Consider the following 14,357-nt stretch of genomic DNA (forward strand, 5'->3'; position numbering starts at 1 on the left):
GGGAGCGCGAGGGGGGCGGGACACGGGGGTCAGAGGATCGCTCCCGGGGTGTAACCGGCGGCCTCCGGGTGCCGCTTGACGATCTCCTCGATCCGGCCGGCGACCAGAGCCACCTGGTCGGCGGCGGCGCCGGTGAAGGACAGCTTGTCGGCCATCAGCGTGGCCAGCTGCTCACGGTCGAGCGGCAGCCGCTCGTCCGCGGCCAGCTTGTCCAGCAGGTCGTTGCGCTCGGCGCCCTGCTCGCGCATCGCGAGCGCCGTGGCCACGGCGTTCTCCTTGATCGCCTCGTGCGCGACCTCGCGGCCGACACCGGCCCGCACCGCCCCCATGAGCACCTTGGTGGTGGCCAGGAACGGAAGGTAGCGGTCCAGCTCACGGGCGACGACGGCCGGGAAGGCGCCGAACTCGTCGAGGACGGTCAGGAAGGTCTCCAGCAGGCCGTCCAGCGCGAAGAAGGCGTCCGGCAGCGCGACCCGGCGCACCACCGAGCAGGACACGTCGCCCTCGTTCCACTGGTCGCCCGCCAGCTCGCCCGTCATCGAGGCGTAGCCGCGCAGGATGACCATCAGGCCGTTGACACGCTCGCAGGAGCGGGTGTTCATCTTGTGCGGCATCGCGGAGGAGCCGACCTGGCCCGGCTTGAAACCCTCGGTGACCAGTTCGTGCCCGGCCATCAGCCGCACCGTCTTCGCCAGCGACGACGGCGCCGCCGCCAGCTGCACCAGCGCGGTGACGACCTCGTAGTCCAGCGAGCGCGGGTAGACCTGGCCGACCGAGGTGAAGGCCTGCGAGAAACCGAGGTGCCGGGCGATCCGGGTCTCCAGCTCGGCGAGCTTGCCGGCGTCGCCGCCCAGCAGGTCCAGCATGTCCTGCGCGGTGCCGACCGGACCCTTGATGCCGCGCAGCGGGTAGCGGGCCAGCAGGTCCTCCACGCGCCCGTGGGCCACGAGCAGCTCGTCGGCGGCGGTCGCGAACCGCTTGCCCAGGGTCGTGGCCTGCGCGGCGACGTTGTGCGAACGGCCGGCCATCACCAGCTCGGCGTACTCGCCGGCCAGCTTGCCGAGGCGGGCCAGCACGGCCACCGTGCGGTCGCGCATCAGCTCCAGCGAGAGCCGGATCTGCAACTGCTCGACGTTCTCGGTGAGGTCGCGGGAGGTCATGCCCTTGTGCACGTGCTCGTGCCCGGCGAGGTCGTTGAACTCCTCGATCCGCGCCTTCACGTCGTGCCGGGTGACCTTCTCGCGCTCGGCGATCGAGGCCAGGTCGACGGTGTCGAGGACACGCTCGTAGTCGGCGATGGCCTCGTCCGGAACCTCGATGCCGAGGTCCTTCTGGGCCCGCAGCACGGCGAGCCAGAGCTGCCGCTCCAGTCTCACCTTCTGCTCGGGGGACCAGAGCGTGGCGAGCTGGGCGGAGGCGTAGCGTCCGGCGAGGACGTTCGGGATGCGGGGCTTGGCGGGCGCAGAAGTCACGTGTCCAGAGTCTACTGGCGGTTCGTGCAGGCCAGCGCCATGGGGGTGTTCGGCGGAAGCTACGAGACCGGTGCCACTTCCCGGCGGCGCCCCGCCGGGCCGCTAGGCCTGTCCCTCGTACGGCAGCAGTTCCGGACGCTTGGGCGGGCGGCCGTCGCCCGACGAACGGCCGGTCAGGCGGCGGCCTATCCACGGGAGCAGGTGCTGCCTGGCGAACCGGGCGTCGGCCACCCGGCGGGAGACCCAGCCCGGCGGGAGCGTCCGCGCCATCGGGACATGCCACTCGGCGTCCTCCGCCTCGTACCCGAGCGTCTGCCACACCGCCTCGGCCACCCGGCGGTGGCCCTCGGCCGTGAGGTGCAGCCGGTCCACGTCCCACAGCCGCGGGTCGGCCAGCGATGGCGCCCCATACAGGTCGACCACCAGGGCGCCGTGCTTGTCCGCCAGCTCCTCCACACAGGCGAACAGCTCCTCCATGCGCGGCCGGAACCGTTCGAGCACCGGGCCCCGGCGGCCGGGGCTGCGCATCAGCACCAGCTGCTCGCAGGAGGGCGCCAGCCGCTCCACGGCCTCGGTGAGCAGGTCCCGGACCCGGTTCATGTCGCACTTGGGGCGCAGGGCGTCGTTGAGCCCGCCGACCAGGGTGATGACGTCGGGCCTCATGGCCGCCGCCAGGGGCACCTGCTCGTCGACGATCTGCCGGATCAGCTTCCCGCGCACGGCGAGGTTGGCATACCGGAACCCGGGGGTGCGGGCGGCCATCCGCGCGGCGAGCAGGTCGGCCCAGCCGCGGTAGGAGCCGTCGGGCAGCAGGTCCGACATGCCCTCGGTGAACGAGTCACCGAGGGCGACCAGGCTGGTGCAGGGGGGAGGAGTGGGATTCGTCTGCATGGCGACAGCGATGCTATCCCGGCCCCATACCTGCCGGTCGGTCGGGTCCGCCACATTGGTCAGGTCAGGTGAGGTCGGGTCCTGTCTGGGCGGGCTGGCCGAACAGCTGGCGCAGGACGTCCTCCATGGTCACCAGACCGGCCAGCCGGCCGTCGTCGCCGAGTACGGCCGCGACGTGCGTCCGGCCGCGCCGCATCGCGGTGAGCACGTCGTCCAGCGGCGTCCGCTCCCGTACCCGCGCGATGGACCGCATGTCGCCCAGCCGGAACGGCAGGTCGCGCGGGGTCATGTCCAGCGCGTCCTTCACGTGCAGATAGCCCACGATCCGGCGGCCGGCGTCGACCACCGGGAAACGGGAGAAGCCCGACTCGGCCGACAGCCGCTCCAGCTGCTCCGGGGTGACGCCCACGCGCGCGTAGACCACGCGTGCCAGCGGTACCACCACGTCCCGCACCGGGCGGCTGCCCAGCTCCAGGGCGTCGTGCAGCCGTTCCTGCGCCCGGTTGTCGATCAGGCCCGCCTCGCTGGCGTCCTTCACGATCTCCGCCAGTTCGGAGTCGGTGAAGGTCGCCGCGACCTCGCCCTTCGCCTCCACCCGGAGCAGCTTCAGCAGACCGTTGGCGAAGGTGTTGACAGTGAAGATCACCGGCCGGAGTGCCCGGGACAGCGCGACCAGGGGAGGGCCGAGGGCCAGCGCGCTGCGCACCGGCTCGGCGAGCGCGATGTTCTTGGGGACCATCTCGCCGAGCAGCATGTGCAGGTAGGTCGCGAGGGCCAGCGCGATCACGAAGGACACGGCGTGACCGACGCCCGCCGGCACGCCGGCCGCGTGGAACACCGGCTCCAGCAGGTGCGCGATCGCCGGCTCGGCGACCACACCCAGCACCAGGGTGCACAGCGTGATGCCGAGCTGGGTGGCGGCCAGCAGGGCCGACACGTGCTCCAGACCCCACAGCACACTCCGCGCCCGCCGGTCGCCCTCCTGGGCGAGTGGCTCGACCTGTGAGCGGCGCACGGAGATGAGCGCGAACTCGGCGCCGACGAAGAAGGCGTTGACGACGAGGGTCGCCAGGCCGATCAGCAGTTGCAGGGCGGTCATCGGGTCCCCTCCGGCCTCTCGTCGGTCCGTCCGGCCCTGCCGCCGGCTCGGTCGCCGGCCCTTCCACCGGCTCCCCCGGCGGCTCGTGCGTGGGCACGCGCGTCGGCCGCTGCGTCGGCCTGCCCGCCGCCCTTCCCGGCGGCGCTCTCGTCGTCCAGAGGTGCGTGCAGCAGTACCCGGGCGGCCCGCCGGCCGGCGGCGTCGGACACGTCCAGCCGCCAGCCGGCCACGTGCACGCGGTCGCCGGCGGTGGGTATCCGCCCCAGCTCGGTGGCGACCAGGCCGGCCAGTGTCTCGTACGGTCCCTCCGGCAGCCGCAGGCCCACGCGCGCGAGCTGGTCGGCGCGGGCCGCGCCGTCGACCAGGTACAGGGCCCGCCCCTCGTCGTCGGCGCCGGCGGGGGCGAGACCGGACGTCTCGTGCGGGTCGTGCTCGTCGCGCACCTCGCCGACGACCTCCTCGACGATGTCCTCCAGCGTCGCCACGCCGGCCGTGCCGCCGTACTCGTCGATGACGACGGCCATGGTGCGCCGGCCGCCGAGCCGGTCCAGCAGCCGGTCGACGGTCAGGGACTCGGGTACCAGCAGCGGCTCGCGCATCACCTGGGCGACCGTGCGGTGGCGCCGCTGGTCCGCGGGGACCGCCAGCACATCCTTGATGTGGGCGGTGCCGACGACGGAGTCCAGGACGCCGCGGTAGACCGGGAACCGGGACAGGCCGGTGGCCCGGGTCGCGTTCGCCACGTCCTCGCAGGTCGCCTGGAGGTCCAGGGCGACGACCTGGACGCGCGGTGTCATCACGTTCTCCGCGGTCAGGTCGGCCAGGTTCAGTGTGCGCACGAACAGCTCGGCCGTGTCCGCCTCCAGGAGGCCCTGCTTGGCGGAGTGCCGGGCGAGGGCCGCCAGCTCCTGCGGCCCGCGCGCGGAGGCCAGTTCCTCGGCGGGCTCGACGCCGAACCGCCGTACGAGACGGTTCGCGGTGTTGTTCAGATGGGTGATGAAGGGGCGGAAGGCCGCGCTGAACCAGCGCTGCGCGTTGCCCACCCGCAGGACCACGGCCAACGGTGAGGAGATCGCCCAGTTCTTCGGCACCAGCTCGCCGACGACCATCAGGAACACCGTGGACAGGGCCGTGCCCAGCACCAGCGCCGCGGAACTCGCCGCGCCGGCGGACAGGCCCATCGCCCGGAACGGGCCGGCGAGCAGCTTCGCGATGGACGGCTCGGCGAGCATGCCGACCACCAGGTTGGTGACGGTGATGCCGAGCTGCGCGCCGGAGAGCTGGAAGGTCAGGTTCCGTACGGCCTTCAGGGCGCCCGCGGCGCCGCGCTCGCCGCGGGCGGCGGCCCGCTCCAGCTCACCCCGTTCGACCGTGGTCAGCGAGAACTCCGCCGCCACGAAGGCACCGCAGGCGACCGACAGCAGGATCGCCACCAGAAGGAGGAGCACTTCGGTCATCGGGTCACCCCCGTCCCATGGTGGGACAGGGCAGGGGAGGACGCGCGGTGTCGCGCACGGGGAGGCTCGCCCATGGGCGGACGCTCACAACCTTTCATAGAGGGCCGAGTGCTCCCTCAAGAGTAAAGGATGGGCAAAAAACCTTCGGTCCCTGTGGATGAGCGGCTTCAGCCGGGGGTTGCGCCCCGGTCGGCGAGCGGCTTCACCCAGCGCCGCCACCGCTCCTCCGGCCCGTATCCGGCGGCCTGCCAGGCGTGGTGCGCGGTCGCGTTGCGGACCAGCACCATGGCGTCCGCGCGCCGGCCGCCGAGCCGTACGAAGTGCTCCTCGGCGGCGGCCAGCAGCGCCGAGCCGATGCCGTGGCGCCGCCACCGCGGGTGCACCGCGAGCCGGTACAGATGGCACCGCCAGCCGTCGAAGCCGGCGATCACCGTGCCGACCAGCTCGCCGTCCCGCTCGGCGACGAGGAGCGCCCCGGGGTCGCGGCCGACAAGCCGCTCCACGCCGGCACGGTCGTCGCTGATGCTCGTCCCCTCCGCGGCCGTCTCCCAGAAGGCCAGGACGGAGTCGAGGTCGTCGGGCACGGCGGCGCGTATCCGCAGATCGTCCATACGGTCATCGTGCGGGTCACCGCCCGTCCGGCACCGGGATTTCCATCATGCGGACCGGCGGGCGCGCTGCAGCGGGCCGCGCGCCCGTCCGGCTCGCCGGTGCCGAGTGGTGCCGGGCGTCCCCCGGGCCGGGCTCCGGCGCAGGACTCGGCTTCCGCCACCGGGGCCGGCAACGGCTCGGCTGTGCCGAGGCGGTCCGGGACGAGGATCACGTCGTGTCCCAGCTCCTCGGCCCGGCGGCACGTGGCGCGCCACTCGGCGGCGGGGGCGGCCGTGAGCACGCTGACTCCGAAACCGAAGTGATCAGCAATCAGCCGAAGCGGTCAGCGGTCAGCGGTCAGTCGTCAGTCACCAGTCGTCAACGGAGATGATCAGCCGATGTGATCATTCATGGGCGATCGCCGCCAGCACGTTCATCCGCGACGCCCGCAGCGCCGGCAGCAGGGCCGCCACGACACCCACCACCGCCGAGCCGACCACGACCGCGACGATCGTGCCCCAGGGGATCGCCAGCGCCGTCAGCCCGCGCAGCGCCAGCACCTGCTGCATGCACACACCCCACACGAGCCCCAGCGCCAGCCCCAGGACCGCGCCGAACACCGCGATGACCACCGACTCCAGCCGGATCATCCGGCGCAGCTGCCGCCGGCCCAGCCCGATCGCACGCAACAGCCCGATCTCCCGGGTCCGCTCCACCACCGACAGGGCGAGGGTGTTCACCACGCCGAGCACGGCGATGACGATCGCCAGTCCCAGCAGTGCGTACACGAGGTACAGCAGCACGGCGATCTGGTTGTGCACCAGCTCCTTGTAGTCGGCCTGGTCACGCACCTGCACCTGCGGGAACGGCTTGAGCGTCCGCTCCAGCCGTTCCCGCAGGTCCGCCGGCTTCGTGCCGGGGGCCGCGTTCACGTAGAGCGCCGAGTCCTGGCCGTTCGGCAGGTACCTCCGCAGCGTCCCGAGGCCGAAGAAGACGCCGCCCTGGGCGCCGAAGGACTCGGCCGCCTGCTGGTCGGTCAGCGCGCCGACGGTCAGCTCCGCCCGGCGCCCGCCCGGGAACTCCACCGGCAGCACGGTGCCGGCCCGCACGCCGTGGTCCCGGGCGTAGTCGGCGTCCATCGCGAGGTGCCCGTCGGCCAGGGCCGCGGCCGAACCGCCCCGCGCGTAGGTGAGGTGCGCGACGTCGTCCAGGCCGGGGCCGTACCCGGCGGCGGTGGTCCGCACCCGCTCGCCGTCCGGCAACCGTACGGCGAGGGGGGTGAGCCGCTGGGCCACGACCAGCCCGGCGCCGGGCGTCGCGGCCACCCGCTTGCCGACCTCCCCGGTGAACGGCGTGAAGTTGCCGCTCTGGACCACGAAGTCGGCGCCCAGCGTCCGGTCGATCTGCCGGTCGAAGGACGCCGACATCGACGCGCTCGCCACCGACATCCCGCCCACCAGGGCCAGCCCCACCATCAGGGCCGCGGCCGTGGCACCGGTACGGCGCGGATTGCGCAGCGCGTTGCGCTGGCTCATCCGGCCGACCGGGCCGAACAGCGCGGGGAACGCCGCGCCGAGCACCCGGATCACCGGCCGCACCAGCAGCGGCCCGGCGACCACGGTCGCGACGAGGGTCAGCACGACCCCGAGGCCCAGCAGGGAGGCCGCCTGAGCGGTCCGCGTGGCCGCCGCGCACCCGGCCAGCGCCGCCGCGCCGGCCGTCCCGGCCACCGCCCCGGCGATCGCCCGGCCCCGCAACGGCCTGCCCACCCCGGCGACCTCGGCATCCGCGAGCGCCGCCATCGGTGAGACGGCCGCGGCGCGCCGCGCCGGCAGGTAGGCGGCCACGAACGTCACACCGAGACCGACGACGTAGGCGGCGACGGGTGTACCCCAGCCGATCACCATCTGGGTGCTCTTCAGGTTCATGCCGACCGCACTGATCAACCGGATCAGTCCGGCCGCCAGCCCGATCCCGGCGGCGAGACCGAACGTCGAGCCGAAGAGCCCCAGCAGCAGCGCCTCGGTGAGCACCGACCGCCGTACCTGCCGCCGGTCCGCGCCCAGCGCCCGGAGCAGGCCCAGCTCGCGGGTGCGCTGCGCGATCAGCATGGAGAACGTGTTGACGATCAGGAACACGCCGACGAGCAGGGCCACACCGGCGAACCCCAGCATCACGTACTTGATCACGTCCAGGAAGGTGCCGAGGTCCGCGGCGGCCGACTTGGCCTGCTCACCGGCGGTCCTCAGCGCGTACGTACCGGTGCCGATCGCCGCGCCGACCCGCCGTGCGAGGTCCGCGTCGGACACCCCCTCGGCCGCGTCCACCGAGATGCCGGTCGCCCGCGCCGGCGAGCCGAGCAGCTCCCGGGCGGCCACCGCCGGGTCCAGGTAGATCCGTGCCGCGCCCGGATTGGTGGTCGTGAAGGTGGCGATGCCGACGACCCGGACCCGGAAGGTGCCCGGCTGCGCCTGCACCGTCAGCGTGTCCCCGATCCGCACGTGCCGCCGGCCGGCCGTGTCCGCGTCCAGCAGCGCCTCGCCGGCCCCGCGCGGCGCGTGGCCGGAGGTCAGCCGCACCGGGCTCCGGCCGGTCGCGTACCAGGCGGCGGCGACGGTGGGGGCGCCGGTGGTCGGGCCGACGGACCTGTCCCGGCGGTCGACCACCACGACGTTCCGCACCGACACGTCCGCGCGGGCCGCCGCGACACCGGCGACCTTCGCCACCCGGTCCCGCAGCGCGGCCGGCACGGTCTGCACCGCGCCGCTCGCGCGGGCCGACCGCAGGTCCCCCCGGGGCTGGACCGTCACATCGGCGGCGGTGGAGGCGAACAGCCGGTCGAACGTGCGGGTGACGGTGTCGGAGAAGATCAGACTGCCCGCGACGAACGCCACCGACAGCACCACGGCCAGCGCGGACAGCGCCAGCCGCCCCTTGTGCGCGAGGAAGCTCCGCAGGGTCGCCCTGAGCACCGGTCAGCCCTCCGCGGCCGTGCCACCGGCAGCGGACCCGCCCGGAGCCCCGCAGGAGTCGGCGGTACGCGGACCTTGCGTGGACAGGACGCGCATCCGCTCCAGCACGTTCTCCGCCGTCGGCCGGGCCGTCCGGTCCACGATCCGCCCGTCGGCTAGGAAGAGCACGAGGTCCGAGCGGGCAGCGGCGCCCGGGTCGTGGGTGACCATGACGACCGTCTGCCCGAGGTCGTCCACGGCGCCGCGCAGGAAGCCCAGTACCTCCCGGCCGGCTTGCGAGTCCAGGTTGCCGGTCGGCTCGTCGGCGAAGATCAGCTCGGGCCGTGAGGCAAGCGCCCGCGCGCACGCCACCCGCTGCTGCTGACCGCCCGACAACTGCGCCGGCCGGTGCGTGAGGCGGTCCCGCAGCCCGAGGGTGTCGATGACCTGGTCCAGCCACCGCGCGTCGGGCTTCCGGCCCGCGATGTCCATCGGCAGGGTGATGTTCTCGGCAGCGGTCAGCGTGGGGATGAGGTTGAACGACTGGAACATGAACCCGATCCGGTCCCGCCGCAACCGGGTCAGCTCCCGCTCCCTCAGCCCCGTGATCTCGGTGGCGCCGAGCCACACCCGGCCGGCCGATACGGTGTCGAGGCCGGCGAGGCAGTGCATCAGCGTGGACTTCCCGGAGCCCGACGGGCCCATCACGGCCGTGAAACGGCCCCGCGCGATGTCCACGTCCACCCCGTCCAGGGCGAGCACGGCCGTCTCGCCGGAACCGTACGCCTTGACCAGCCCCCGGGCGCGGGCCGCGACCCCGCCGTCCGGGGTGTGCTGCGCAGCAGGTGTCGACACGAGCGCCTCCCGGTCGCCGAACCGTTCGTTCCGGGCGAGCGTAAGGGACCCGCCGAGCAGACGCAGCGCTTCCGTGCGCCCCTTGCCGCCGCTAGCATCCCGGCGCTAGCGTCGAGGGATGGCGAAGACCCAGCTGAACGTGCGCGTGGACGAGGGCACGGCCCGCGCGGCCCGGGAGCGCGCCCTGGCCCGCGGCATGAGCGTGAACCGCTACATCGAAGAGCTGGTCAGACGGGACACCGGGGAGGCCGGCCGGACGTTCGTGGAGGCCGCCGCCGACTTCATGAAGCAGTACGAGTCCGCGTTCGCCGAGGAGTGCGCCGAACCCCACGGCGCCGGCATCCGCGCGGACCGCGACCGACCCTGAAACCCCCACCTTGAACGATCTCCGCATCGACCTGGCCTGGCTCCTCATGCTCGCCGAACGGCAGACCCCCGGGGACCCGCAGGTCACCGACTGGGGCGCCCTCGTCGCCGCCGTCGCCCGGCACCGGGCCGAGATATTCGGCGTACCGGTCTACGACACCCCGCACGCGCGAGCCGCGTCGCTGCTCCAGCTGCTCATCCATGTCCCGGCGCTGGAGCGGTCCAACGCCCTGTTCGCCTCGGCGGTCGCCTACGGCTACCTGGTCGCCAGCGGCGTCAAGGTCGCCACCACCCCCGAGCAGGTCAGGGACCTCGCCCGCCTGGTCAAGGACGGCACCGCGAGCGTCGACGACATCGCCCGGCAACTCCACCGCTGGACCGCCTGACCGCTCTGCGGGCGGGGCGGCTCGGTCAGCGGGCTGCGGCGGGGCGGCCGGGCCCGCGGGCGCCGGCCGGTGGTTCGCTCCGCGGTGCCTGGCGGTGCTGCCTGTCAGCGCGTGGGCCCGGCGCGGTAGCCGGTCGGCGCTGCCTGTCCGGGCGGCTCGGCCGGCGGGCGGCGGCGGGGCGGTCGGCCGGTGGGTGTCTGGGGCGGTCGCCGGTCAGTGCGTGACCGGCGGGACCGCTGCCCGGCCGTGCCCGGCGGGGCGGTTTCGGTCAGTGCGTGGCCGCAGGCGTGCCGGTCAGCCGGTGTCCGGCGGTCGGTCGGCGCTCGACGGGGCCGGGTCAGCGCGTGTCCGGTCCGGGCGGTCGCCAGGCGGCGCCCAGTACCCCGTACGGGACCGGGAGTCGCGGTCCATGTTCCGCAAGTGACAGACGCCGGTGCGGGCCGGGTTCGAAGCCGGCCGCGCGGAGGGCGGCGACCGGCTCGCGGGCCAGATGGCAGCCGCCCGTCAGCGCGGGCCACACGGTGCGGTCCAGGGCCTGCTGGGTCAGCGTCATCACCCGGCCGCCACCCCGCCCGTGCTCCAGGAACCGCACCTCGCCGCCGGGCCGCAGCACCCGCCGTACCTCGCGGAGCGCCCGCGCGACATCCCGCACGCTGCACAGCACCAGCGACAGCACCGCCGCGTCGAAGCCCTCGCTCCCCGGCCGGCAGGTCCTCCGCCACGCCCGGCACCACGTCCACCGGCACCCGGGCGCGCAGCGCGGCCTCCAGGGCCAACCGCCTCAGCACCGGCTCCGGTTCCACCGCCACGACCTCATCGACCGTCCCGGGACAGTGCCGGAAGTTCAGTCCGTTGCCCGCGCCGACCTCGATGACCCGCCCGGACAGCCCGGCGAGCAGCCCCGGCCGGCCCGGGCCGGGCCTCGGCAGCCGCACTGACCAGGGCGTAGCAGCGGGCGAACAACGGATGGCGGACGCCACCCCGGACCACCTGGCCGGAGCGGGTGGACAGCAACCGCATGGCAACCTCCCGGACAGGACGGACCCGGGAGAAGTGTCCCCCGGCACCCCCCGCGTGTCCCGCCGAGTCAGGTCACGGGGCCTCGCGGATCCGGAACGCCTCCGCGTCCCACGTGCCGTCGAGCCGGGGGGCCAGCCAGGCCGGTGCCGCCGTGCGGAACTCGGTGGGCGGCAGGGATCCGGCCCCGGCGGGCAGGGCGCCCAGGAGCGGGGCGTCGGCGACCTCCGGCAGGTCGGCCACGTTGCAGCGGGTGGCCAGGTCGGGGGAGCCGGGCCAGCTGCCGATCACGACCCCGGCGAGGTCCAGTTCCCGTCGCCGCAGTTCGCGGGCCGTCAGCTCCGTCGCGTTGAGCGTGCCGAGCCCGGCCCGCGCCACGACCAGCACCGGCGCGCCCAGCAGCCGGGCCGCGTCGGCCAGCGTGCCGCCGGCCGCGTCGAACCGGACGAGCAGCCCGCCCGCCCCCTCGACCAGCACCAGATCGTGCTCGGTGGCCAGCTTGGCGGCCCGCTCGGCGACCTCGTGCGGATGCACCGGCGCCCTCCCGGCCCGCCGGGCCGCCGTGCCCGGCGCCAATGGGTCCGGGTAACGGGCTAGTTCGGCGGTCGTGACGGGACCGGCGAGCCGCGCGACCTCGTCGGCGTCACCGCGCTCATCCGGCCGTACGCCCGTCTGTGCGGCCTTCAGCACGGCCACCGAGCGCCCGGCCGCGAGCGCCGCGGCGGCGACGGCGGCGGTGGTGACGGTCTTGCCGACCTCCGTGCCCGTCCCCGTGATCACCAGTACCGGCATCTCAACCCTCCCGTGCCGCGGCGCACACCGCGCGCGCGATCCGTGCCACGTCCTCGTCCGAGGTGACGTACGGCGGCATCGTGTAGACCAGGTCGCGGAACGGACGCAGCCACACGCCCTCCCGCACGGCGGCGTCGGTGGCGGCCCGCATGTCGACCGGGTGGTCGAGCTGGACGACGCCGATGGCCCCGAGGACACGGACGTCCCGCACTCCGGGCAGCTCGCGCGCCGGGGCGAGGCCCGCCCGCAGGCCCGCCTCGATCCGCCCGACCTCCGACGGCCAGTCCTGCCCCAGCAGCAGCTCGACGGAGGCGCAGGCCACGGCCGCCGCCAGCGGGTTGCCCATGAACGTCGGGCCGTGCGCGAGCACCGGCACCTCGCCGCGCGAGATGCCGTCGGCGACCCGCGCGGTGCACAGGGTGGCCGCCATCGTCAGATAACCGCCGGTCAGTGCCTTGCCGACGCACATCACGTCCGGGCTGACGGCCGCGTGGCCGGCCGCGAACAGCGCGCCGGTGCGCCCGAATCCGGTGGCGATCTCGTCGAAGACGAGCAGCACGTCGTGCGCGTCGCACGCCTCGCGCAGCACCCGCAGGTAGTCGGGGGAGTGGAAGCGCATGCCGCCCGCGCCCTGCACCACCGGCTCCACGATCACCGCGGCCAGCTCGTCCGCGTGCCGGGCGACCAGCTCGCGCAGCTGCTCCGCGTAGGACTCGTCGTACTCCGCGGGCGGCGCGTCCGCGAACACCTGGCGCGGGAGCACACCGGTCCACAAGTCGTGCATGCCGCCCTCGGGGTCGCACACCGACATCGGCTGCCAGGTGTCCCCGTGGTAGCCGCCCCGCCAGGTCATCAGGCGCTGTTTGCCCGGCCGGCCGAGCGAACGCCAGTACTGGAGGCACATCTTCACGGCGACCTCGACCGACACGGACCCCGAGTCGGCCAGGAACACGTGCTCCAGGCCGTCCGGTGAGATGTCGGCAAGGAGTTTCGCGAGCCGGACGGCGGGCTCGTGGGTGAGCCCGCCGAACATGACGTGGCTCATCCGGCCGAGCTGCACGCGCGCGGCCTCGTTGAGCACCGGGTGGTTGTAGCCGTGGATGGCCGACCACCACGAGGACATGCCGTCGACCAGCTCGCCCGCGCCGTCGGCCAGCCGCAGCCGGACCCCGCTCGCGGCCTCGACCACGAGCGGCTCGGCACGTCCGGGCATCGGTCCGTACGGATGCCACACATGCCGCCGGTCCAGCTCCAGCAGTTCCGCCACGCCGAGGTCAGGCATTGGGCGCGAGGTCCGTCCCGGCGCCCCGGCGGCGGACGGCGACGAGGTCGGTCCGCGGCTCCCCCGCCGCCGGAGCGGCGGCGGACGTCGCCGACCCGCAACCGCCGCCCTCATGGCAGCCCCCGGCGTCCTCGCGGCAGCCCCCGGCGTTCGTCCGGTGCTCGGGCAGCGTCACCTCGCCGGCGCCCTCCACCTCGAACCCGGCGTCCGCGATCATCTCCAGGTCGGCCTTGCCGGCCTGGCCCTCGCTGGTCAGGTAGTCGCCGAGGAAGACCGAGTTGGCCAGGTGCAGCGCGAGCGGCTGCATCGTGCGCAGGTGCACCTCGCGGCCGCCCGCGATGCGGACCTCCACGTCCGGGCAGACGAACCGGACCATCGCGAGGATGCGCAGGCAGCGCTGCGGGGTGAGGTTCCACTCCTTGGCCAGCGGGGTGCCCTCGAACGGGATGAGGAAGTTCACCGGAACGGAGTCGGGGTCCAGCTCGCGCAGCGAGAAGACGACGTCGACGAGGTCCTCGTCCCTCTCGCCCATGCCGGCGATGAGACCCGAACAGGCGGACAGTCCGGCGGCGTGCGCCTTCTGCACCGTGTCCACCCGATCGGCGTACGTGTGGGTGGTGGTGATGTCCTCGTAGGTCGACTCCGAGGTGTTGAGGTTGTGGTTGTAGGCATCCGCGCCGGCTTCGCGCAGCCGCTCGGCCTGACCGTCGGAGAGCAGGCCCAGGCAGGCGCACACCTCGACGCCCTGGTTCTGCTCCTTGATCGCCTTGATGGTGTCCGAGACGCGGTCCACGTCCCGGTCGGTCGGGCCCCGCCCGCTGGCCACCAGGCAGACCCGCTTGGCGCCGCCCGCGAGCCCCGCGGCGGCGGCCTGCGAGGCCTCGTCCGGCTTGAGCCAGGTGTACTTCAGGATGCCGGCCTCGGAGCCGAGCCGCTGGGAGCAGTAGGAGCAGTCCTCCGGGCACAGGCCCGACTTGAGGTTCACCAGATAGTTGAGTTTCACCCGTCGCCCGAACCAGTGCCGGCGCACCTTGCCGGCCGCGGCCACCACATCGAGCAGGTCGTCGTCGGAGGTGGCCAGCACGGCGAGTGCTTCCTCGCGGGTCGGCAGCTCGCGCCGAAGCCCCTTGTCCACCAGCGTGTTCAGCAGGTCCATGAGGCCCGATCCTGTCCTACGGGACCGCTCGGGGCCAAGGAG

Annotated in this window: 12 protein-coding genes and 1 pseudogene; 2 read left to right on the forward strand and 11 right to left on the reverse strand. The window is 74.0% G+C overall.

Annotated features, from left to right (window positions below; translation table 11 throughout):
* Positions 1-29 precede the first annotated feature (29 nt).
* The 7 genes from purB to ACGFT1_RS32005 form a co-directional block, all read right to left on the reverse strand.
* Complete coding sequence (gene purB, locus ACGFT1_RS31975; RefSeq protein WP_373912468.1) at positions 30-1,472, reverse strand: adenylosuccinate lyase; 1,443 nt, start codon at positions 1,470-1,472, stop codon at positions 30-32.
* Between the two features lie 102 nt (positions 1,473-1,574).
* On the reverse strand, positions 1,575-2,363 hold the full coding sequence (locus ACGFT1_RS31980) for an SGNH/GDSL hydrolase family protein (protein WP_373912469.1): 789 nt from the start codon (positions 2,361-2,363) through the stop codon (positions 1,575-1,577).
* Positions 2,364-2,427: 64 nt separating this feature from the next.
* On the reverse strand, positions 2,428-3,462 hold the full coding sequence (locus ACGFT1_RS31985) for a hemolysin family protein (RefSeq protein ID WP_373912470.1): 1,035 nt from the start codon (positions 3,460-3,462) through the stop codon (positions 2,428-2,430).
* Entirely contained in the window at positions 3,459-4,919 is a 1,461-nt protein-coding gene (locus ACGFT1_RS31990; protein ID WP_373912471.1) for a hemolysin family protein, read from the reverse strand. Before ACGFT1_RS31990 ends, ACGFT1_RS31985 begins: the two co-directional genes overlap by 4 nt.
* A gap of 167 nt (positions 4,920-5,086) precedes the next feature.
* Positions 5,087-5,530, reverse strand: coding sequence for a GNAT family N-acetyltransferase (locus ACGFT1_RS31995; protein ID WP_373912472.1), 444 nt, complete (start codon positions 5,528-5,530; stop codon positions 5,087-5,089).
* Positions 5,531-5,914: 384 nt separating this feature from the next.
* Positions 5,915-8,482, reverse strand: coding sequence for an ABC transporter permease (locus tag ACGFT1_RS32000; protein WP_373912473.1), 2,568 nt, complete (start codon positions 8,480-8,482; stop codon positions 5,915-5,917).
* A gap of 3 nt (positions 8,483-8,485) precedes the next feature.
* Positions 8,486-9,316 (reverse strand): ABC transporter ATP-binding protein, encoded by an 831-nt coding sequence (locus ACGFT1_RS32005; RefSeq protein ID WP_373912474.1) that lies wholly within the window; start codon positions 9,314-9,316, stop codon positions 8,486-8,488.
* Positions 9,317-9,434: 118 nt separating this feature from the next.
* On the opposite strand from ACGFT1_RS32005, the gene ACGFT1_RS32010 reads away from it, so the two are divergent.
* Together ACGFT1_RS32010 and ACGFT1_RS32015 are read left to right on the forward strand one after the other, a co-directional pair.
* Positions 9,435-9,683: a toxin-antitoxin system HicB family antitoxin gene (locus ACGFT1_RS32010; RefSeq protein WP_373912475.1), complete on the forward strand. Its 249-nt coding sequence runs from the start codon at positions 9,435-9,437 to the stop codon at positions 9,681-9,683.
* Positions 9,684-9,693: 10 nt separating this feature from the next.
* Entirely contained in the window at positions 9,694-10,068 is a 375-nt protein-coding gene (locus ACGFT1_RS32015; protein WP_373912476.1) for a fic family toxin-antitoxin system, toxin component, read from the forward strand.
* 337 nt (positions 10,069-10,405) lie between these two features.
* Here ACGFT1_RS32015 and ACGFT1_RS32020 read toward each other — a convergent pair.
* The 4 genes and pseudogenes from ACGFT1_RS32020 to bioB form a co-directional block, all read right to left on the reverse strand.
* A pseudogene (locus ACGFT1_RS32020) lies at positions 10,406-11,088 on the reverse strand (class I SAM-dependent methyltransferase).
* A gap of 72 nt (positions 11,089-11,160) precedes the next feature.
* On the reverse strand, positions 11,161-11,877 hold the full coding sequence (gene bioD / locus ACGFT1_RS32025) for a dethiobiotin synthase (protein WP_373912477.1): 717 nt from the start codon (positions 11,875-11,877) through the stop codon (positions 11,161-11,163).
* A gap of 1 nt (position 11,878) precedes the next feature.
* Entirely contained in the window at positions 11,879-13,159 is a 1,281-nt protein-coding gene (locus tag ACGFT1_RS32030; RefSeq protein ID WP_373912478.1) for an adenosylmethionine--8-amino-7-oxononanoate transaminase, read from the reverse strand.
* Positions 13,152-14,315, reverse strand: a complete 1,164-nt coding sequence (gene bioB, locus ACGFT1_RS32035; RefSeq protein ID WP_373912479.1) for a biotin synthase BioB — start codon at positions 14,313-14,315, stop codon at positions 13,152-13,154. The genes ACGFT1_RS32030 and bioB overlap by 8 nt, the downstream gene beginning before the upstream one ends.
* Positions 14,316-14,357: the final 42 nt, after the last annotated feature.

This window comes from Streptomyces sp. Y20, from assembly GCF_043195475.1.
Taxonomy (GTDB): Bacteria; Actinomycetota; Actinomycetes; order Streptomycetales; family Streptomycetaceae; genus Streptomyces.

Excerpts from the sequence above, each read along its gene's own strand:
- ACGFT1_RS31980 (WP_373912469.1), bottom strand. The coding sequence starts at position 2,363 with ATGCAGACGAATCCCACTCCTCCCCCCTGCACCAGCCTGGTCGCCCTC.
- ACGFT1_RS31985 (WP_373912470.1), bottom strand. The coding sequence starts at position 3,462 with ATGACCGCCCTGCAACTGCTGATCGGCCTGGCGACCCTCGTCGTCAAC.
- ACGFT1_RS31990 (WP_373912471.1), bottom strand. The coding sequence starts at position 4,919 with ATGACCGAAGTGCTCCTCCTTCTGGTGGCGATCCTGCTGTCGGTCGCC.
- ACGFT1_RS31995 (WP_373912472.1), bottom strand. The coding sequence starts at position 5,530 with ATGGACGATCTGCGGATACGCGCCGCCGTGCCCGACGACCTCGACTCC.
- ACGFT1_RS32010 (WP_373912475.1), top strand. The coding sequence starts at position 9,435 with ATGGCGAAGACCCAGCTGAACGTGCGCGTGGACGAGGGCACGGCCCGC.
- bioD (WP_373912477.1), bottom strand. The coding sequence starts at position 11,877 with ATGCCGGTACTGGTGATCACGGGGACGGGCACGGAGGTCGGCAAGACC.
- ACGFT1_RS32030 (WP_373912478.1), bottom strand. The coding sequence starts at position 13,159 with ATGCCTGACCTCGGCGTGGCGGAACTGCTGGAGCTGGACCGGCGGCAT.
- bioB (WP_373912479.1), bottom strand. The coding sequence starts at position 14,315 with ATGGACCTGCTGAACACGCTGGTGGACAAGGGGCTTCGGCGCGAGCTG.